Genomic DNA, 20,185 nt, shown 5'->3' with positions numbered 1-20,185 from the left:
GGGAGGGAGGGGCGGCAATCGCCCCTCCCCCGCCTCGGCCCGACTACTACAGTCTCGGGTCGACCGGCTCCGACTCCAGCGCCAGCACCGCGAAGACCGCCTCGTGCACCCGCCACAGCGGTTCGCCCTCCGCCAGCCGGTCGAGCGCCTCCAGGCCGAGCGCGTACTCCCGCAGGGCCAGCGAGCGCTTGTGCCCCAGATGGCGTACGCGCAGCCGGTCGAGGTTCTCCGGGCGGGTGTACTCCGGGCCGTAGATGATCCGCAGGTACTCGCGGCCACGGCACTTGACGCCCGGCTGGACCAGCCGCCCGGCCGCCGTCCGCACGAGCGCCTGTACCGGCTTGACCACCATGCCCTCACCGCCGGCCGCGGTCAGCTCCAGCCACCACTGGACACCGGCCGCGACCGACGCCTCGTCCTCGGTGTCGACGAGGATCCGCCGGGTCGTGGCGAGCAGCCCCGGCCGGTCCTGCGCACCGTCCCGTGGCGCCGCACCATCCCGTGTCCCCGCACCGTCCCGGGACAGCACCGCGCCCTCGGCCGCGACGATCCGGTCGATCAGCGCCAACTGCTCGGTGTGCGGCAGCCCCGCGAGGCTGTGCCCCTGCACGGCGAGGATCTGGAACGGCGCGAGCCGGACGCCCTCCAGGTCGCCCAGCCCGCCGGACGGTTCCGCCACGGCCGAATCCGTCCCGGCCGCCGGCTCCTGCGCTGTCTCTTCCGCGGCGCCTTCCGTCGCCCCGACGCGCCAGCAGTAGCGCCGGTACGCCTCGGTGAACGCCGCGGCGTCCGCGGCCCGGTCGCGCTGCCGGTCGAGCAGCGGACCCACCTCGACGCCGCGGGCGGCGGCCGCCTCCAGCGCGCCGAGCACGCTCGGGAAGGCCGCCCCGGACGCCGCGCCGACCGCGGCGTACTGCTTGCGCAGCAGACCCGTGGCCTTCAGGGACCACGGCATCAACTCCGCGTCCAGCAGCAGCCAGTCCGTCTCCAGCTCCGCCCAGAGGCCGGCCTCCTCGACGCACGCCCCGATCCGCCGCAGGATCCGCTCGGTCGTCTCCGGGTCGTCGAAGAACGGCCGGCCGGTGCGGGTGTAGAGCGCGCCCGACACGCCCTTCGGTACCCCGAAGCGCTCGCCGGCGACGGACTCGTCGCGGCACACCAGGACCACCGCGCGCGATCCCATGTGCTTCTCCTCGCACACCACTTCCCGTACGCCGTCCGCCCGGTATCCGGCGAACGCCTCCACGGGGTGCTCCAGGAAGCCCTCGTCGCCGCCTGCGTCGTGGGTCCGGCCCTTCGAGGTGGCGCAGGGCGCCATCGTCGGCGGGAGGTACGGCAGCAGTCGCGGGTCGATCGCGAAGCGGCTCATCACCTCCAGCGCGGCCGCCGCGTTCTCCTCCCTGACCGCGAGCCGGCCCATCTGGCGGGTCTCCACGATCCGCCGGCCGGCCACGTCGTCCAGGTCGAGGGGACGTCCGTCCGCCCCGCCCGGTGCCTCCGTGGCGAGCGGCTTCGCCGGCTCGTACCAGACCTGCTCCGCGGCTACGTCCACCAGCTCGCGCTCCGGCCAGCGCAGCGCGGTCATCGCGCCGCCGAAGACACAGCCGGTGTCCAGGCAGATGGTGTTGTTGAGCCACGTGGCCCGCGGGGTGGGCGTGTGGCCGTAGACGACGGCGGCGCGGCCTCGGTAGTCCTCGGCCCACGGGTAGCGCACCGGCAGGCCGAACTCGTCGGTCTCGCCGGTCGTGTCGCCGTACATCGCGAAGGACCGCACCCGGCCGGACGTCCGGCCGTGGTACTTCTCCGGCAGCCCCGCGTGGCACACCACCAGCCCGCCGCCGTCCAGGACGTAGTGGCTGACCAGGCCCTGGATGAACGTCCCGGCCTCGGCGCGGAAGGCGTCGTCCTCCCCGTCCAGCTGCGCGACGGTCTCGGCGAGTCCGTGGGTGTGCTGGACCTTGCGGCCCTTGAGGTAACGGCCGAGCTTGTTCTCGTGGTTTCCGGACACGCACAGCCCGTGCCCGGCCCCGACCATGCCCATCACCAGGCGCAGCACTCCGGGGCTGTCCGGTCCGCGGTCGACGAGGTCGCCGACGAAGACGGCCGTCCGGCCCTGCGGGTGCGCCGCGTCCACGGCCCTGCCGAGCTCGTCGCGCTCCAGCGCATAGCCGAGCCTGCCGAGCAGCGTCTCCAGCTCGGAACGGCATCCGTGGATGTCGCCGATGATGTCGAAGGGGCCGGTCAGATGGCGCAGATCGTTGAACCGCCGCTCCAGGACGACCTCGGCGGCCGCCACCTCCGCCTGACCGCGCAGGATGTGCACCTTGCGGAAGCCCTCGCGCTCCAAGTGCCTGAGGGAACGGCGTAGTTCGCGCTGGTGACGCTGGATGACGCGGCGCGGGAGTCCGGCTCGGTCGGCGCGCGCCGCGTTGCGCTCGGCGCAGACCTGCTCGGGCACGTCCAGCACGATGGCCACCGGCAGTACGTCATGCTCCCGGGCCAGCCGCACCAGCTGCGCCCGCGCCTCGGACTGCACATTGGTGGCGTCGACGACCGTCAGCCGCCCGGCCGCCAGCCGCTTGCCCGCGACGAAGTGCAGCACGTCGAACGCGTCGGCGCTCGCGCTCTGGTCGTTCTCGTCGTCGCTGACCAGCCCCCGGCAGAAGTCCGAGGAGATCACCTCGGTCGGCTTGAAGTGTCGGGCGGCGAAGGTGGACTTGCCGGAGCCGGTGGCCCCTATCAGCACCACCAGCGAGAGATCGGGCACGCCGAGCGTGCGCCGCACCGCCTCCCGGCCGTCCCCGTGCCCATGCGCCTTGTCGTCCTGGTGCTCCGTACGATCCGCGTCCGTCATGCCGCGACCTCCTTCCCACTCACCGAACCACCGTCACCCGCACTGCCGCCACCCGCACCGCTGTTACGTGTACCGCTGTCACCTGCTCCCTTGCCACCATCGCCGTCGTCACCGGAGATGCGGAAGTGCGCGAGCTGGGTGGGCGGGCCCACCTCCGGGTCGTCCGGCCCCACCGGGCCGAAGGCCACTTCGTAGCCGTGCCGCGCGGCGACCCCCTGCGCCCACTGCCGGAACTCCTCGCGGGTCCACTCGAAGCGATGGTCCGCATGCCGCACATGGCCGGCCGGCAGCGACTCCCAGCGCACGTTGTACTCGACGTTCGGCGTCGTCACCACGACCGTCCGCGGCCTGGCCGACCCGAACACCGCGTACTCCAGGGCCGGCAGTCGCGCGGGATCGACATGCTCGACGACCTCGCTCAGCACCGCCGCGTCGTACCCCTTCAGCCTGCTGTCCGTGTACGCCAGCGACCCCTGCACGAGCCGCACGCGCTCCGCCTGCCGCTCGGACATCCGCTCCAGCCGGAGCCGGCGCCGCGCCTCGTGCAGCGCCCGCATCGACACATCCACGCCGACGACCTCGGTGAACTGCCCCTCCTTGAGCAGCGCACCGACCAACTGGCCCTGCCCGCACCCCAGATCGAGTACCCGCGCCACCTGCTCCCCGCGCAGTACGGCGAGGATCGCCTCCCGTCGCTGTACGGCGAGCGGCACCGGCTTCTCCTCGGTATCCGCCTCCTCGTCCACCGCGTTGTCCATCTCCTCGGCCGCCACCCCGTCCGACTCGGCCAGCCGCTCCAGCTCCAGCCGCTCCATGGCCTGGCGGGTCAGCGACCAGCGCCGTGCGAGATAGCGTCCGACGATCACCCGCTGCTCCGGGTGGTCCTCCAGCCAGCCCTCGCCGGCCCGCAGCAGCTTGTCGACCTCGTCCGGCGCGACCCAGTAGTGCTTGGCGTCGTCCAGCACCGGCAGCAGCACATACAGATGCCGCAGCGCCTCGGCGACCGTCCGCTCGCCTTCCAGGACGAGCCGGACGTAGCGGGAGTCACCCCACTCCGGGAACGTCTCGTCCAACGGCACCGGCTCGGCCAGCACCGTCCAGCCCAGCGGCTGGAACAGCTTGCGCACCAGCTCCGCGCCACCCCGGGCGGGCAGCACCGGCACCTCGACGCGCAACGGCATCGGCTGCGCCACCAGCTCGGGCCGCGCCGCGCACTGCCCCTTCATCGCGCTCGCGAAGACGCTGCGCAGCGCCACCGCCAGCAACGAGGAGGCCGCGTACGGCCGGTCGTTCACATACTGTCCGAGCGCCGAGTCCGGAGCGCCGCCGCGGCCCTTCCCCCGTCCCCGGCGGACCAGGGCGATGGGATCGACCTCCAACACCAGCGCGGCCGTGCACCGTTCCGCATCCGCTTCCGGGTAGAGGACGTGTGCGGTGCCGTGGGACGTCGAGAACTGCTGCGACCTGTCCGGATGCTTATGCAGCAGAAACCCGAGGTCGGTCGCGGGACGGACGGCGCTGCCGGTGGTGGTTATCGTCAGGAACACGCGCCCGAGTATCGCCGCAACCCGTCCCGATTCCCCACCGGTTTTCCCACAGCACCGCCCACCACACCCCGGGCTCCAGTCGGCCTGCCCCGGCCGGTCGCACCGGCCCCGACCCCGCTCACCTCACCTCATGCCACCTCGCCTCAGCTCACCTGTGACTGGACCTGATCCGAGATCAGCTCAAGGTGGTCGAGATCATCGAGGTCCAGGATCTGCAGGTAGACACGGGACGCTCCGAGAGCGGCATAGCGCCCGATCTTGTCGACGACCTCGGCGGGCGTGCCCGCCAGGCCGTTGGCCTTCAGTTCGTCCGCCTTCCGCCCGATGGCCGCGGCCCGCCGCGCCACCTCGGCGTCGTCCTTGCCGACGCAGGCGACGAGGGCGTTGGAGTACACCAGCTCATCCCCCTTCCGCCCGGCGGCTTCGGCGGCCGCCCGCACCCGTCCGAACTGGCGCTCAGTGTCCTTGAGCGAGGCGAATGGGATGTTGAACTCATCGGCGAACTGCGCCGCGAGGCGCGGCGTGCGGGTCTTACCGTGTCCACCGATCAGCACCGGCACCTTGCCCTGAGCCGGCTTGGGCAGCGCGGGCGAATTCTCCAGCTGGTAGTACGCCCCGTCGTAGTTGAACTCCCTCCCCGTGTCTGTGGCCCACAGGCCGGTGATGATTTCCAGCTGCTCCTCCATTCGCGCGAACTTCTCCCTGGGGAAGGGGATGCCGTATGCCTTGTGCTCCTCCTCGAACCAGCCTGCCCCGAGGCCGAGTTCGACCCGCCCGCCCGACATCTGGTCGACCTGCGCGACCTGGATCGCCAGGACGCCCGGCAATCGGAAGGTGCCGGCCGTCATGAGCGTGCCGAGCCGGATGCGCCGGGTCTCACGGGCGAGTCCGGCCAGTGTGATCCAGGCGTCCGTCGGGCCGGGCAGCCCGTCGACGTTGCCCATGCTCAGGTAGTGGTCGGACCGGAAGAACGCGTCAAAGCCGAGATCCTCTGTGGCCTTGGCGACCGTCAGAAGGGTGTCGTAGGAAGCCCCCTGCTGGGGCTCGGTGAAGATTCGTAGGTCCATACCTCCATCCTGCACACCGACCGGCAAACCAACCGTTAGGTGTGTCGATGTATCAAGTCACTACGTCAGTTCGGGTCAGTGCTGGTCAGGACCGGGTGAATTCGGGTCAGACCTTGTCATGGTGACGGTGTGGGCGATGGGCTGGACCCAGCCGACGCGGGTGGTATGGCGGTGGCGTGGCACGGCACGGCGCGTCGGGGCCGACCCCCACGCATAGGGCGGCTGCACAGGCGCGAAGGCGACGATCACTGGCGTCGGCGGCAGATGAGACGGAAGGCGCTAGCAGCCGCACAGTGGCAGTGGCAGTGGCAGTGGCAGTGAGGAAGGCAAGCACGGCGGTGGGCTTACCGTGACCTGTCGGCGGACGTGGCATCGCGCCGTCGGCGTGTGGGGCGTGAGCATTCCCGTCCTGTCCGGTCCCCCGCTCAGGCCGGATTCCGGTCGCGCACCTCCAGCTTCTCCAGGATTCCGGCGACGCGATCCCTCGATTCATCGAGCGTGTCCATCGCCTCGACACAGGTCCAGTACGCCCCCTCCTCGTCCGCGAGCAGCACCACTCCCACCAGCGCCTCGCACACTTCCCGCAACAGCCGGCTCAGGCTCGTCAAGGCGGCTCTGACGTCGCGCACCTCGGTCAGCTGGGCCGCCCGCAGGCCGCCGGTGACCGATGCCGGGCACAGCAGTCCCCCGCTGAACCGCCCGCCCGCGTCACCCAGACTCTGGGCCCTGGACCGTACTTCGTACGGCCCGAATATCGCGAGGTGGCTTCCTATCGCCTCCGCCAACGCTTGCGCCTGCCACGCCTCGACGATCACGTCCTGAACCGTGGTCGCCTCCGCCAGGCCGCGCCGGCCGGCCTCGATGATCCGCACCGCATCCATCCGTTCCCCTCCTTCCCGCTCATTCGCATGCATCCTGCACTTCTTCCACTACCCAGAGTGAAGGTGAACGCCCAAAAAAGCCAGGGGAATTCGCAAATCTGTGGACAACCAAGGCGCTGTGGAGAGATCAATCACTCCGGAGAGTGACGACTGGCGAGTACGGACCCTTCCCTCTCCCCTCCCGCCACAGCGCTCCCACCGCTCACACGACGGACATAAGTCACGGAAAGCTCATGAACGGCCTGAATCGGCGCGCCGGTGCGGACCGAACGAGCCCGGAGCCCACCGTGATGAAAAGGGCGGGGGTGGGAACGGATTACCGCTCCCACCCCCGCCGAGGCGGCAGCCCCCACCCCGCCGCGACGACTCCGCTCCCTACTCCTCGCCCTCCCGCGGCCGGTCCGGCCGTGCCCTGCGGACCGCGGGGAAGCGCGACTCGTTGCGCTCGATCTTCGCGGCGAGCGCCGCCAGGGCGTCGATCCCCAGCGCCTCACAGAACTGCAGCAGATACGCCAGCACGTCGGCGACCTCGTCCTCGACCCGGCCGGCCGCCCGCGGATCGGACATCACCTTCGCCGACTCCTCCGGCGTCAACCACTGGAAGATCTCGACGAGTTCCGCCGCCTCGACGCTCAGCGCCGCGGCCAGGTTCTTGGGGGTGTGGTACTGCTGCCAGTCCCGGGCGGCCGCGAATTCGGCCAGCCGTCGCTGCAGCGCATGAAGATCCTCGCTCATGTCCCTAGGTGTAGCACCTGTACGCCGGGCAGCCCCTCGGCGACCGACGGATCCCGCACCGTCCCCAGCAGCCGGACGTGCCCCCGATCCGCCATGCGGACGGCCAGCGACACCAGCTCGCGCGCCTGCCTGCGGTCCATGCAGCGGTCCATGCCGTCCGCCATCACCGTCATCTGCTGCTGCGCCGACGGGATCTCCCCGGCCGGGTCCATCGCCAGCACCCCCGGCCCGGTGAGCAGTACCAGCGCCAGCGCCAGAAAACGCAGCTCCCCGTCACCGAGCTGCTCGACGGGCATCTCCCCCAGGGCACCCCGGTCAAGGACGGCCCGTACACCCGATTCCCGTACCTCCTGCCCCGTGTGCCGAGCGGCCGCCGGTCCACCTCGGCCCGGCACCGGCGGGGCCGCGGCCCCCTCCTCCGCGGCGCCCTCCTCGCGCGGCACCGCGCGCAGCCCGTCGACCGGCCCCGTGCAGGCCTCCCTCACGGCCGCGACCAGCACCGCATGCCGCCGCGCGCACTCGCGGCTCGTGCGCTCCAAGACCGCGGGCAGGTTGTCGCAGGAGGACCGCAACCGCCCCTCGTCGCGCTCCTCCTCCGCGGCCCGGCCCCAGCCGCCGGCCTCGCCGGCCCCACCACTCCCCCTGCGCCCCCGCGTGCCCCAAGCGCCGGCAGCCCCATCGCCCCCACCGCCCCCGCCTGCTTTCGTCGCACAGCCTCCCGTGCTCCCCGCCCGGCCGCCCCGGGCTCCACCGCCCCGCCCTCCGCCGCCGTCCGGCCCCCGTCCACCGGGATCGCCCCCGCCCAACTCGCCCGCCCCCGACCGCCGCATGGCCTCCGGTCGGGGATCGCACACGAACGCCGACCGCAGCGCGACCACGACCTGTTCGGCCGCGGCCAGGACCAGCCGCTGGCCTTCGGTCTTCCCCGCCACCCGCAGCGGCAGCAGTGAGGTACCCAGCCGGTCGTCGGGCAGCGGCGCGCGGGTCACGGGGGTCGCGCCCGCGGTGTGCCAGGCCGCCTGGACGGCGGGGCGGGTGGGGTCGGTGAGCGCGGTGGTCAGCAGCGTCTCCCCACCGCCGGTCAATCGCTCGCCGACGATGCGGAGTTCGGGCTCGGCCTGTACGGCGAGATCGAGGCTGACGGGGCCGGCCGGGCCGTCGACCGTGCAGCCGATACGGAACCCGCGCCGCCCCTGTCCGTCGGGACGTGCCCCCGCCGGCACACAGGCCGACGGGCCGCCCACCACCTCCTGTACGGCGCGCGCGAGCGGCTCCCCGCTACCGAGCCGGGCGAGCATCTCGTACGCCTGCAGCACACTGGACTTGCCGCTTCCGCTCTCGCCGCTCAGCAGCGTCAGCGGGCCGAGCGGCAGGGTGACGCCGCGATGGGTCTTGAAGGCGGACAGCCGTAACTCGGTGACGGCCGGCCGCACACTGTCGGTATTCATGCGTGGAAGCTATGCAGCAGCCCGGCCGGAGAACCGTTACGCCCGGCAGCTCTTCCTACGAACGGGGGACGGCCCCCGTTGCGGCCTCGTCGACCTCGGTGCCCACCGGGGCCAGCAGGAAGACGTTGGTGTCCACGCGGTGCATCCCGCTGCCGAGCCCGAAGACGACACCACTGGAGAAGTCCAGGATGCGCTTGGCGACATCGGTGTCCGCGCTGCTGAGGTCGAGCAGGACCGGGATCTGCGCCATCAGGTACTCGGCGACCTCACGGGCGTCCGCGAAGGTCTGGACGCGGATGACGATGAACCGCCGCGTCTCCTCCGTCGGCTCCTCCTCGGGGAGGGCGCGGTGGTCGGGCCAGGAAGGCCATTCGCGGCTGCCGCGGAGCGGGACGACCTCGGCGAGCCCTTCCCACTGCTCGTCGGTGGCATCGGGGCCGTTCACCGAATCACCTCACTCAGAGGGGTGCTGGCTATCTGCGGTATCTGCATCGCACAATTCTAGAGATAAACATACAAAGCCTGAGGGACGCGACACACACCGCGCCACGCCCGTTCCATCCTGCACCATGCCCCCTGACCTGTGCCGACATCCTCGGCAGATATCCTGCGTCGAGATTCTGTGTGGCTGTTCATCCCCCCTTGTGACGGAGGTCGGTTCTGTCGTGAGCACTGAACCTCCCGGTCGTCGGCCCCGTGGCCTGCGCGGCCTGCGCAAACCCGCGAAGAAGAAGGGGGCCGCCGCGCCCCCGCCCGCCAAGCCCGCCGACGGCACCGAGGCCCCCGAACCGTCCACCGAGAACCACAGCAGCATCATCAGTGCCGCCCTGTACCGGGACGGCCACCGCGTCAGCACCCACGACACCCTCGCCGACGCCTTCCGGCAGCAGCGCACCACCGCCGACACCCTGGCCTGGATCGGGCTGCACCGCCCCACTCCGTCCGAACTGGTCACCCTCGCCTCGGAGTTCGACCTCCATCCGCTCGCCGTCGAGGACGCCCTGGAGGCCCATCAGCGCCCCAAACTGGAGCGCTACGGCGGCACCCTCTTCGTCGTACTGCGCGCCGCGCGCTATCTGGACGACGCCGAGGAGGTCGACTTCGGCGAGCTGCACGTCTTCGTCGGCCGCGACTTCGTGATCACCGTCCGGCACGGCGGCGCCCCCGACCTGTCGGCCGTGCGCCGCCGCATGGAGGACGCCCCCGAACTCCTCAAGCGCGGCCCCGAGGCCGTGCTCTACGCCATCCTCGACGCGGTCGTCGACGGCTACGCACCGGTCGTGGCCGGCGTCCAGAACGACATCGACGAGATCGAGACCGAGGTCTTCGGCGGCGATCCCCGTGTCTCCCGCCGCATCTACGAACTCTCCCGCGAGGTGGTGGAGTTCCAGCGCGCGACCCGCCCCCTCAACACCATGCTGGAGAGCCTCACCGCAGGCTTCGAGAAGTACGCGATCGACGAGGAACTGCGCCGCTACCTGCGCGATGTGGCCGACCACGTGCTGCACACCACGGACCGTGTGGACGGGTTCCGGCAGGCCCTGCAGGACATCCTCACCGTCAACGCGACGCTGGTGAACCAGCAGCAGAACGCCGAGATGCGCGCCCTGGCCGAGGCCGGCTTCGAGCAGAACGAGGAGATCAAGAAGATCTCGTCGTGGGCGGCGATCCTGTTTGCACCTACGTTGGTGGGAACGATCTACGGCATGAACTTCGAGACGATGCCGGAGCTGAAGTGGGCGGCCGGATACCCCTTCGCGATCCTGCTGATGGCAGCGGTCTGCGTGAGCCTGTACTTCATTTTCAAGCATCGCGACTGGCTGTAGGCAGCAGATCGTTCCGACCGTTCGACTTCGCACTAGCGAACGACTTCAAGGGCGCATTTCCATACCCCGGGGAGAATCTGGGGAGAATCCGCGCCGCTAGTGAGCGGGCATCGCCCGCGTCCCCAGCTGCTCCGCATGTCGCGCCCGGCCCTGATCCAGTCAGCGCGCCTCCGCAGGTGCTCACTGAGAGTGCCGAGAACGGCCTTGCGGGCGGCTGCCCCAGATGCTGTTGACTGGGCAACCACGGCGGACCATGCATACCGGGAGGGCCGGTTGGAACCGAGAAGTGCCGCAGCAGCGGGGAAGGACTTCCCCTACACCGCGCGTACGACGTGCTACATCGAAGTCCATGAGGACGGGGCGGTGACGCACGGGAACGATCGAGCCGCCCACGAGCGGGCACTCGCCGGCCAGTCTCGCCTCTTCGCTGTCTGGCCCGGCGAGTGGTCGAGTCACTTGTTCGTGATCGACGACCTGGACGAGTACGCGAAGGCCCACGGGATCAAGCACGACGAGGAGCGCACCGGCCTCACGGAGCACGTCCACGACGTGAGGTGGGAGAAGGACCCCTTCGGGAACGACAACCCCCGGAGTCCCTACATCAGCGTCCGTGTGTCGCTGGATTGCGGCTGCTCGATTCACGACTTGGGCGCCTTCGCCGCCCAGATGAGAGAGCAGCAAGGATGGGACGTGGCCAAGAGCGGCGGCTGGGGCAGCAGTAGCGGGCCTGAGGGGACGACGTACTCGCTGCGCGTTCGCCGCAAGAGCCTCTCGGGCTGACACCGGCACCAAGGGCTTCAGCGGTGACGGCGGCCCCGCCACCGCCGCCCAGTTGGATAACCCGTTCGAGGTGGCGGTGGACAGCAACGGCACCCTCTACATCGCCGGTCCTCGGAGCGCACGAGACGGCCGGGGCGGTGGTCGCCCAGCGCGCCTACGAGGGTGACGACGCACACCACCAGCAATGGAGGCTGATCCCGGTGAGCTCCGCGACCGACACCCCATCGGTGTACGAGATCGCGAACCGGAACAGCGGTCTGCTCCTGCGAGTCGACACCAATGCCCGCACGGCGATCCCAGCAGCACAGGGCGGAGGGCGACCACAGGGAACGGCAGTGGCACCTGCTCCCCGTGTGACCCACGAGGGGTAGTGGCGAACTCGCCCCTGTCCATGTCTGGCCAACCGTCCGTTGTCGTGAAGTATGCGTTGACGGAGCAACAGGTCAGCTTGCTTCGTGAGGTCGCAGCTTCCTCGGGCGCGATGCCCGTCCCGTCGAAGAGCTCAAACACGGCCTGGGCCCTTGAGCAACGCGGTCTGGTCAAGCGCAGCTGGACCAGGAACGGCGCGCCGTCGCGATCGTGGCCGCAGACGGTCGCTACTAGCTCAAGCACGGCAGACATCCCCAGGAGGTACGGGCCGAGAAGGTCGCCTGAAGGGCGACTCAGGCCAGGCCGCTCTTGCTCCCGACGGTGGAGCCGATCTCGTACGCAAGAGCTGGCGCCCCCACCCTGCCCCGACCCTCGCGGTCCAACTTCGATGTCAGGAACCTACTGGTTGTCCAACTTCCCTGACAAACAATCCAAGTTCAGTGTCAGAGGACAGCTGCAGCTCGTCCATTACCGTGCCAGATAGAGCGGTAAACGACGGTCAACAGGGGCCCAGAGGGTTCGCCAGGAACCGCACCCGCAATGCGGCGTCTTCGCAGGTCAGGACGGCACTAGGCGCCCGAAAGCCCCCTGAGCTTCCCAAGCTCGGAGCGCGGGTTCGATTCCCGTCACCCGCTCCATGCGAAAGCCCCAGGTCGGCGACCTGGAGCTTAGTCATTGTCTAGACCTTTTTGGGCCGGGTGCTCTTCGCGTGCCATGCGGGACCGATTAGCGCACCGTCACGTACTGCTGGGCCGCCCGCATCGATGCACCTGCGAACGCCCCTGGCATCGTCTGACGGGTGCCTGACGAACGGCGAAGGGCCCGTACGACACCGAGTCGCACGGGCCCCATGGCCGGCTATCTGTTCACCGGTCGACTACCTGCTCAGAACAGCCCCTTGTAGCCCTGCCAGCCGGTCATGATCTGCGTACGGGCACTGAACGCCCCCTTGCCGTCACCGCTGTTGCGGTAGACATTGCCGCTGGTGTCGCGGGCGACGAGGTCCGCCTTGCCGTCGCCCGTGATGTCTCCGACACCCACGACGGCGTTGTACGAGGAGCCCCAGTTGGTGAAGACCACGACCCGGCTCTTGAACTGCCCGGCCGCCGTGCCGTCATAGCGGTACAGCGTCCCGTCGGTGTGGCGGGCCAGCAGGTCGCCGTAACCGTCGCCGTTCAGGTCACCGGCCCCGATGAGATGCGTGTATGCCGTCCATGCCGAGCGGATCCTCGTGCGCGCCTTGAATCCGCCCGCGCCGTTGTCCGCGTAGAGGTAGACATCCCCGGTGGAGGAATGGCGGGCGATCAGGTCGGTGCGGCCGTCGCCGGTGAGGTCGCCTGGGGCGGTCAGCACGTTGTACTGGTCCCAGCCGGTGCTGAGGACGGTGTGGGAGCTCGACGGGGTGTAGCCGCCGCCCGCGCATTTGCCTGTGTAGCGGCGGAGTTCGCCGTCGGGCATCCGGACCAGCAGGTCGTTGCAGCGGTCCTCGTCCAGGTCGCCGAACGGGACCGCGACCGTGCCGGCCGGCCAGCCGCTGCCCGACGCCTTGGTGCCGAAGGCGCCCGTGCCGTTGCCGTAGTGCGTGGTCAGGTAGCCGGACGAGCTGAGCGTCATCAGGTCGCCGGAGCCGCCGTTGAGGTCGTGGAAGCCACGCATCCCGCCGGTGAGACTGACCGTGCCGGTCAGCGACAGGGCGGCGCCGGAGCCGTCTTCGGGGGCGGCGCTCAACTGCCAGGTGTAGGTGCCGTCGACCGCCCACCTGCCGGCGTCCGTACGGCCGTCCCATGTGGTCTTGAGCGCCGCGCCGCTGCGTGTGGGGTCGAGCGTACGGACGACCTTGCCCGTACGGTCCTTGAGGGTGACCTTGGCGCCGGTGGCGGGCTTGGAGAGCTGCCAGGCCGCCTGCCACGTCGGGGCGGTGGCGGACTTCAGGTTCACCGACGTCCCGACGCGCGACTCGATCTTCGTCAGCGGGGAGGTCGGCACCCCGGGATCGAAGATCTGGAGGTCCTTCCTGTTGTCCGCGAGGAAGGCGATGCCGGTGCCGAAGCGGTCCGCGTCGAGGTACTTGCCCGACGCCCACTCCGGCGTCTGGGCGATGGTCCTGGTCGCGTCCCCGATGGGCGTCACCAGCAGCCGCTGGTTGTCGGTGTCGTGGGTGAGGACGTAGCCGTCACCGAGCGTGCCACTGTAGGGCCCGCCCCACTGCTCCTTGGACACGCGGTCGTACACACCGTGGCCGCCCGAGATGTTCAGCTTGCAGTCCCAGGACACCCAGCGGCCGACGGCCTGTACATCCACCGGGACGCAGTCGTTGCCGGTCTGCACCGTCTCGGTCGCGCCGCTCTTGAGGTCGAGGGAGGTGAGCGTGCCCGCGGTCTCCCCGGCCCGCCAGAGTTTCGTGCCCCATACGGCCAGTCCGCCGCGGCCCTTGTAGGCACGGATCACCTTGGCGCCGCCCGTGGCCTCAAGGTCGACCACGTACTGGACGTCGCTGTCCTGGCGCTGGCGGTCGCCGAAGACCACATAGCGGCCGGAGACGGAGGTCACCCAGGTGCGGACGTCCGCCGGCAGTTGCTCGCCGGTCGCCGGGTCCGCCGGCTGCACCACCGTCTTCTTGCCGCCGGGAGCCACCACCTCCAGCGCGTATCGGCCGTCGTCGCCCTTGGCCGTCAGCGCGTACCGGCCGTCACCGGTGCCCGTGACGTACGCGGCGTAGAACTCCTTCTGGGCGTCCCCCGTGGCCTGCGGATCGGGCTGTGCCAGCAGCGAGCGGTCCCCCGCCTTCGGCGTCGCGCCGAGCGTGATGTCCCGCTGGTAGAGGGAGGCGAGGTAGTTGCTGTCCCGCTCCGTGGTCACCAGCTGTCCGGCGGTCAGCGAAACCTCGTCCACCGCCGCGCGCTTGACCGCCACATCCCGCAGCTTGGTCAGCGCGAGGCTGCCGTCGTCGGCGGCCGTCACCTTGCGCACGGCCCAGTCCTGCGCCGAGTCGCCACCGGTGACGATGACGCCGCCGCCGGGTACTTGGGCCATCTCCGCCTGTGCGTGCGGCAGCAGCGTTTCTGCCTCACCGCCGTCGAGCGGGACCGCCTTGAGCGGCTCGCCCCGGCGCTGGAGCGGGTCGCCGTCCTTCTCCGGCACGCCCCAGGTGGTCAGCAGCGAATCGCCCACGAGCCCGATCCGCGCGGTGCCTTCGCCGCCGGTCGGCAGCGTCACCTTGGTCTCCGGGCCGTCCAGGGCGTCCCGGCCCAGTACGCGCACGGTGGTGTTCCCGCCCTCAGGCGAGTACCAGGCGAGGCGGGTGCCGGAGAACACCACACGGGCGCCGGCTCCTCCGGTCGCGCCCGGCAGAACCGGCCGTACGCTTGCCGACTCCAGGTCCAGCAGGCCGACGCCATGGGTGCCGTCGGGCGCCGCGTACCAGATCGCCACCGAGCGGGTGTCGCCGCCGAGCACGGTGTCGTACCGCTCCACCCAGCCGTTCAGCCCGGTGACCGGGGTGTCGGACAGGCCGTCGGCCGTCTTGCGCAGGATGTGCAGGCCGTTGATCTCTCCGCCCTCGTCCCGGGTGGCGGTGAGCACGGCATCGCCGAAGCTGCCCTTGAAGAGCTGTCCTGCGGGCAGGGTGAAGGCGGTGGAGGTGCCCGCCTTCATGTCCTTGAGCGTCACGCGGTCCGTGAAGGAGGCGCTGACGGTGTCGGACGCGGTGGCGGTGACGGTGTCCGAAGCGGAGCCGGCGAACGTGGCGCTCCCGCCGTACGTCGTCCACTGGTAGTCACCCAGCGCTGCGGCCGTGGCCGACTCGCGCCGCTCCAGGACCCCCGTGGTACCGGCGCCGTAGACCGGGTTGCCCGTCGGCGCGTAACGGTCGGGCGCCGGGATCGCCAACGGGGCCGACTCGGCCTGCGCCTGGGAGAGAAGAATCGATGCGCCTCCGGCCGCGAGACCGAGCGCAACGGTCGCGGCGATTCCGCCGCGTACGAGGGTGCGTCTATGACCTGGTTTGTGGCGTGCAGCCACGTCATACCTCCAGCTGAGGGGAGAACGAGGGCGGCCATGCATCGCGGAATGGGGGTCGTCGCGGCGCCAGCCTCTCGAAAGCTGGGGGAAGATAACACGGCCTGACCAGCCAAGTCGATGCAAGTAGACAGAGGCGACCGCTCGTCCAGCATGCGTGACGAATGATGCTGACGGATGGTCCGAGGGCTCATTGTCGGGGCCATGAGACCGCCGGAAACGTAGTCGGTCGAGGCATCCTCACCCTCTTGCGACACCCCGTCCGACCAACTGGCCCCACCCCGAGCAACGATCCACCGCTCCCACCCAAAACCGCACACCCGCAGTGACCTGCCTCACTTTCCACGGCAACGCTGTGATGTTTCGCCAACGGGCGGCGCTGGATGCTTTGGGTCGCATGTGTGGCGGCTGTGCTCAAAGCTGTGACAAGGGGTGATGAGGGTGGCTATGCGTGCAGCACGTCATCGGCGTTCGGTGAAGGGCCGTGTCATCGCCGGGGGTTCCGCCGCCGTGGCGGTGGGGGTCGCAGTGGCAGTGGCGGTAACGATGCCTGCCCAGGCCGCATGGTCTTCGGCGTGGAAGGTATCCGCCAGTGGCTGGACAGCCGACGATTCACCCCGGGTCTCGGTCGACCGGCAAGGCGATGCCCTCCTGGTCTGGAGAGCCTGCGACCCCACGACGCCGAGTTGCTACTACCAGATTCAGTCCAGGACCAAGCGTGCGGACGGGACGACGGGTTCGATCCGTAATCTGTCGCCTCTGGGGGCCTCGGTGTCCTGGCCGGAGGCCGACTCCGACGACACCGGCGACGCCGCGGTGGCCTGGGAGCAGGACGGCCACGTCGTGGGCCGGCGGGTCTCGGCCTCCGGCAGCCTCGTCGGCTCCACGCAAAAGCTCTCCACGTCAGCGCCTGCGACCAACCCGGTGGTGACTGTGTCGCCGGGCGGAACGGCGCTGGTCGCCTGGTCGGAGAGCCGCGGGGGAAGCTGGTACGCCGTGGCACGCCGACTCAAGCTGGACGGCACGGTTGGCTCGGCGATCACCCTTGGTTCGGGCTCGGCGGAAAAGCCGGGCATCGGCGTCGACCGCAACGGCCACTTCGTCGTGGCGTGGGTGCAGGGTTCCACCGTCGTGGCCAAGCGCATCACGCCGGATTCCGTCTCCTCGACGAAGGTGCTCACCTCGTCGATCGCGTCGTACGCCGGATTCGGCATGGTGCGGGTCGGCGTCGACCGCGACGGTGACGCGGTCATCAGCTACCGCTCCGGTGGCGGTACCCGCCCTCAGGTGTGGGCCTCGCGCTGGAGCCGGACCGGCACGCCGGGAAGCCCTCTTCGCATCTCGTCGTCCACGGACAACGTGGGCGTCCACCACGCCCTCGCGACCGACCTCGACGGCGACTCGATGCTGGTGTGGACCCGGTGGAACAGCAGCAGCCGGCTTGAGATGCTCGGACGGCAGCTGTCCGCAGGCGGCACCCGCGGAACCACCACCGTCCTCGGGCTCAACGACCGGCCCGACATCGCCCTCGATGACGACGGCGACGGCATGCTCGTCTACCAGACACCGAGTTCTCCGTACTCGGCGCAGCAGGTCGGCGCTCGCCTGATCAGCCGCTCCGGTTCCTTCGGAAGCGCGAAGACGCTGACGTCGGACGGTCGGGTGCCCCAGGTGGATGCCCGTCCGAGTTACCGCTTCACCGCACTGTGGCAGCAGGTCTCCTACCCGTACTCGATCAACGCCGTCGCCGGCCCGTGAGACGAAGAAATGCGCGCCAGGGCGCTGAAGACGGCAGGTGCCTGGCAGGGACATACAGATTGTTCCCTGCCACTGGAGGGGGATGGCGACGGGGAAGCAGCGGGGGGGGCACGGTCCTGCTCAGCCTCAGCATGGGCCTCGTCCGGATGCTTGGGACCACCAGAACCACAGGCGGAACACGTCACGCGCTCCGACCTGGCCGGCGAGTGGCACGCCGGCGGCATGTGTGATTCCTCGGTGAGGCCTCCGGGAAGATGTTCCCCCGTCAGCCGCTCCACAGCGCCGGGGTACGTGATCGAACCACACAGTGCGGTCGCCCACGCCGGAGGTACGCGCGGTGCGTGTCAGTCGTACCCCGGACGCCGAATGCCGTGCCTCAGCTCTCCGCGTACCAGTCCAGCCGCTCCCGCAGTACCACTCCGTCCCGGTCAAGGACGGCCGCCGCGTACAGCTCCGACATGGGTGAGGCGAGGTTTCCGTCCCGTATTCCGGGCTGGTTCATCAGCGGGTCACCCGCCCAGTGGGTGTCGTGTTCCTCGGGATCCAGGTAGTGCCACGCCGCGTCGCGCTCGCGGCGGGCGACCTCCCCCACGTACCAGGAAGCGCCCTGAAGAAACAGTCCGGCTTCCGCCTCCTCGAACTCCTCCTTCGCGGGGAACCGCTCGCGTACCAGCCGTTCCAGAACATCGAGGGAGGCGGGGCTGAAGTCCCACGTCTGCGCGGGCAGGCCGGTCTCCTCGACCCAGACGGCGAAGGTCTTCTCGCGCTCGTTGAGCCACCCGGACAGCCAGGGATACCGGGGCACCTCCGGATCTGGATCCACGCCCGGGGTGTGCTCCTTGGCGGGCGTGAACTGCGGGTCGTGTGTGCGTACCGCCTCCACCGCAGCGCTCAGCGAGGCCACCGCTTCGGTGAATACGCTGCCGCTGGAGACGTTCAGCGCATCGGCGATCAGAAGCATGGGCAAGATCGGGTCGGCCTCCAGCGCCGCGTCCGGCACGATGGCCGGCTGTCCGCCGGCGTCGCCGGCAGATTCCGTGTCCCAACCCCAAGCGCCGCCGCCCACGCCCATCAGGACCTCACCGAGGTAGGCCATGGCGTCGTCCACAAAGCCCGTCGGCTCGTCTGCGTCGCCGTGGTCCAGCAGAGCATCTTCCAGGCGGGGCAGGGAGTCCACGCTGAAGTCCAGCCACTCCGCCTCGGGAAGATGGTCCTCCTTGAGCCTGTCGATCGCGTCCGGTACCTGGTCGAACCACAAGACAAGCTCCGGCACTCCGCCGGTGCGCACACTGTCGTTGGGGGCCATGCCATGACTGTAGAGGGTGGCTCCGACAGCTAGGGCCTGTCCGATGGGTCAGGGCTGGAAAGGCCGCGGCGTCTGGTGCGGTGCATCGCAAGGCGCCGGAGCGTCTCGATAGCGGAGCTATCGGGATGTTTCGGCAACGCCGCGAGGTGCCGTGCCAGACGCCGCGGGCCCGGCCATGACCCATCGGACAGGCCCTAACACGCCGCCTGCGCCGGGCACTTGCTCACCTGACAAGGAGACCGAGGGCGGCCCGATCATCGTCCACGGCAGCGCCACCCTGCGCGGGCTCACGTACGCGGGTCCACGGACACCGCACGATCAGGGCGAGTGACGGGGACGTGAGCGGCGGGGACGCCGTACCCCTCCCCTGACGAGGCGCGGCACCACGGTGCATCAAGATCCGGACATCTTCCAGTGGATCTTCGGCGGGCCGACGGGCCGGAACCGCACGGTTGACCGTGCTCGGGCGGGCGAAAAAATTAGCTGGAGGCTATGCGGCAGAAGGCTTGAGCTTGCCGTACGACACTCGTACACTGTTCTACAGCGGTACAGTCGACCGGCGGTCGGGGGTCCGTAGGGCGCGGCCTCGCCTTGCGGATGAGTGAGAAATTCCGACCGGCCCGGCACCGAAAGTGTCCGCTTATGCGTTCCCTTGCCAGACGGCACGTCAAGCAATCGCCAAGCAATCGCAAAGAAAAGAACCGGACGATTTTGCGGTGTCGATCTGCTGATACGCTGAAATAGCAGGACTACGGGTGTCAGCCCTCGACCGGGGCTGAGTATTGGGGGGTTCGAAAGTGATTTCTCGCACCGGGGGGCGAGGAGTGTCGGGGGCAAATCCAGGAGTGCGCACTTTGGTGCCACCCCTTTTTCCGCGGTGATCTGAGCCGCTTTCCTTCGTGACACCGGGCCGGACTCGGCCCTGTCGGTCATGACCTTTTCCCTGGCGTCTCCAGGGCTTATATCACCCATGCGCACCAGCATGTATCTGCGGACCGGTGCGTTGCGGGTGTGCCGCCAAGACTTTCCCTTATTGCTTCCAACATTTCTTTTCGATGCGGCGTGCCGGACATCAGTGTATCCAGCATGCCCAGAAATTGACCGCTGGCCGGCATGGGCCGCGAAAGGTGGAAAGTTTAATGAACAAGAAATCCCTTGAAGACCTGATCATCCGTTACCAGGACGAGGTCCTGAACGGACACCGGGACGACCTGCTGACCGAGATCCTGCACCCCGAGTTCCGTGGTGAGACGGACGAGTCGGCGCTGGAGATGGAAACCCAGGGCGAGGACATTCAGGCGGCTCGCGACTTCATGGTCGAGCTGCGGTCGAAGGTCGCCGAACTCCGCTACACCTGCACCGAGATGCGTTGGGACGGCGAGGTCCTGCGCATGCAGTGGACCGTCGACGGAGTCCACACCGGCACGCTGATGGGCTTCCCGCCCACCAACCGGCGGTTCACCTTCAGCTATCCCAACTGGGCCCGTTTCAAGGACGGCCGGATCATCGCCGCCCGCAGCGAGTGGGACGAGCAGAAGCTCGCCGCCCTCCTCAGCGCGTGACCGCGGCGGCCCCGGTGCCCGTCTGACGCCCGACG

General features: G+C 69.6%; 13 protein-coding genes and 1 pseudogene. 5 read left to right on the top strand and 9 right to left on the bottom strand.

Annotation, left to right across the window (positions count from 1 at the left end; translation table 11 throughout):
* Positions 1-46: 46 nt before the first annotated feature.
* From WAB15_RS30835 to WAB15_RS30805, 7 genes are all read right to left on the bottom strand, one after another.
* The gene (locus tag WAB15_RS30835) at positions 47-2,854 is read right to left on the bottom strand and encodes a polynucleotide kinase-phosphatase (RefSeq protein ID WP_407288213.1); all 2,808 of its coding nucleotides are present in this window, start codon (positions 2,852-2,854) and stop codon (positions 47-49) included.
* Positions 2,851-4,401 (bottom strand): 3' terminal RNA ribose 2'-O-methyltransferase Hen1, encoded by a 1,551-nt coding sequence (locus WAB15_RS30830; RefSeq protein ID WP_407288212.1) that lies wholly within the window; start codon positions 4,399-4,401, stop codon positions 2,851-2,853. The genes WAB15_RS30835 and WAB15_RS30830 overlap by 4 nt, the downstream gene beginning before the upstream one ends.
* A 143-nt stretch (positions 4,402-4,544) precedes the next feature.
* Positions 4,545-5,468: an LLM class F420-dependent oxidoreductase gene (locus WAB15_RS30825; RefSeq protein WP_407288211.1), complete on the bottom strand. Its 924-nt coding sequence runs from the start codon at positions 5,466-5,468 to the stop codon at positions 4,545-4,547.
* A 425-nt stretch (positions 5,469-5,893) separates the two neighbouring features.
* A complete protein-coding gene (locus WAB15_RS30820; RefSeq protein ID WP_399146166.1) occupies positions 5,894-6,349 on the bottom strand; it encodes a DUF6099 family protein in 456 nt (151 codons plus the stop codon).
* 375 nt (positions 6,350-6,724) lie between these two features.
* Positions 6,725-7,084, bottom strand: a complete 360-nt coding sequence (locus tag WAB15_RS30815) for a nucleotide pyrophosphohydrolase (protein ID WP_384431400.1) — start codon at positions 7,082-7,084, stop codon at positions 6,725-6,727.
* The gene (locus WAB15_RS30810; RefSeq protein ID WP_399146165.1) at positions 7,081-8,532 is read right to left on the bottom strand and encodes a biotin transporter BioY; all 1,452 of its coding nucleotides are present in this window, start codon (positions 8,530-8,532) and stop codon (positions 7,081-7,083) included. Before WAB15_RS30810 ends, WAB15_RS30815 begins: the two co-directional genes overlap by 4 nt.
* 55 nt (positions 8,533-8,587) lie before the next feature.
* Entirely contained in the window at positions 8,588-8,977 is a 390-nt protein-coding gene (locus WAB15_RS30805; RefSeq protein ID WP_399146164.1) for a cell division protein SepF, read from the bottom strand.
* Between the two features lie 220 nt (positions 8,978-9,197).
* Here WAB15_RS30805 and WAB15_RS30800 point away from each other — a divergent pair, with 220 nt between their 5' ends.
* From WAB15_RS30800 to WAB15_RS30790, 3 genes and pseudogenes are all read left to right on the top strand, one after another.
* Positions 9,198-10,358 carry a magnesium and cobalt transport protein CorA gene (locus WAB15_RS30800; RefSeq protein ID WP_407288210.1) on the top strand — a complete coding sequence of 387 codons (1,161 nt, stop codon included), beginning with the start codon at positions 9,198-9,200 and terminating at the stop codon, positions 10,356-10,358.
* A gap of 462 nt (positions 10,359-10,820) precedes the next feature.
* Positions 10,821-11,138 (top strand): hypothetical protein, encoded by a 318-nt coding sequence (locus WAB15_RS30795; RefSeq protein WP_407288209.1) that lies wholly within the window; start codon positions 10,821-10,823, stop codon positions 11,136-11,138.
* A gap of 125 nt (positions 11,139-11,263) precedes the next feature.
* Positions 11,264-11,495: pseudogene (locus WAB15_RS30790) on the top strand (RICIN domain-containing protein); the annotation flags it as partial.
* An 897-nt stretch (positions 11,496-12,392) separates the two neighbouring features.
* Here WAB15_RS30790 and WAB15_RS30785 read toward each other — a convergent pair.
* The gene (locus WAB15_RS30785) at positions 12,393-15,395 is read right to left on the bottom strand and encodes an FG-GAP-like repeat-containing protein (protein WP_407288208.1); all 3,003 of its coding nucleotides are present in this window, start codon (positions 15,393-15,395) and stop codon (positions 12,393-12,395) included.
* Positions 15,396-16,295: 900 nt separating this feature from the next.
* Between WAB15_RS30785 and WAB15_RS30780 the strand changes: the two genes are divergently transcribed.
* Positions 16,296-17,282 (top strand): hypothetical protein, encoded by a 987-nt coding sequence (locus tag WAB15_RS30780; RefSeq protein ID WP_399146161.1) that lies wholly within the window; start codon positions 16,296-16,298, stop codon positions 17,280-17,282.
* Positions 17,283-17,658: 376 nt separating this feature from the next.
* On the opposite strand, the gene WAB15_RS30775 is transcribed toward WAB15_RS30780, so the two are convergent.
* On the bottom strand, positions 17,659-18,588 hold the full coding sequence (locus WAB15_RS30775) for a hypothetical protein (RefSeq protein ID WP_407288207.1): 930 nt from the start codon (positions 18,586-18,588) through the stop codon (positions 17,659-17,661).
* A 1,139-nt stretch (positions 18,589-19,727) separates the two neighbouring features.
* Between WAB15_RS30775 and WAB15_RS30770 the strand changes: the two genes are divergently transcribed.
* Positions 19,728-20,150 (top strand): ester cyclase, encoded by a 423-nt coding sequence (locus WAB15_RS30770; RefSeq protein WP_399146159.1) that lies wholly within the window; start codon positions 19,728-19,730, stop codon positions 20,148-20,150.
* Positions 20,151-20,185: the final 35 nt, after the last annotated feature.

It is taken from the genome of Streptomyces sirii, from assembly GCF_045690365.1.
Taxonomy (GTDB): domain Bacteria; phylum Actinomycetota; class Actinomycetes; order Streptomycetales; family Streptomycetaceae; genus Streptomyces; species Streptomyces sirii.
Note: the sequence above shows the minus strand (reverse complement) of the source record. Positions and strands in the feature narration are given on the sequence as shown.

Coding starts and splice junctions, on each gene's coding strand:
- WAB15_RS30835 (WP_407288213.1), bottom strand. CDS start 2,854: ATGACGGACGCGGATCGTACGGAGCACCAGGACGACAAGGCGCATGGG.
- WAB15_RS30825 (WP_407288211.1), bottom strand. CDS start 5,468: ATGGACCTACGAATCTTCACCGAGCCCCAGCAGGGGGCTTCCTACGAC.
- WAB15_RS30820 (WP_399146166.1), bottom strand. CDS start 6,349: ATGGATGCGGTGCGGATCATCGAGGCCGGCCGGCGCGGCCTGGCGGAG.
- WAB15_RS30815 (WP_384431400.1), bottom strand. CDS start 7,084: ATGAGCGAGGATCTTCATGCGCTGCAGCGACGGCTGGCCGAATTCGCG.
- WAB15_RS30810 (WP_399146165.1), bottom strand. CDS start 8,532: ATGAATACCGACAGTGTGCGGCCGGCCGTCACCGAGTTACGGCTGTCC.
- WAB15_RS30775 (WP_407288207.1), bottom strand. CDS start 18,588: ATGGCCCCCAACGACAGTGTGCGCACCGGCGGAGTGCCGGAGCTTGTC.
- WAB15_RS30770 (WP_399146159.1), top strand. CDS start 19,728: ATGAACAAGAAATCCCTTGAAGACCTGATCATCCGTTACCAGGACGAG.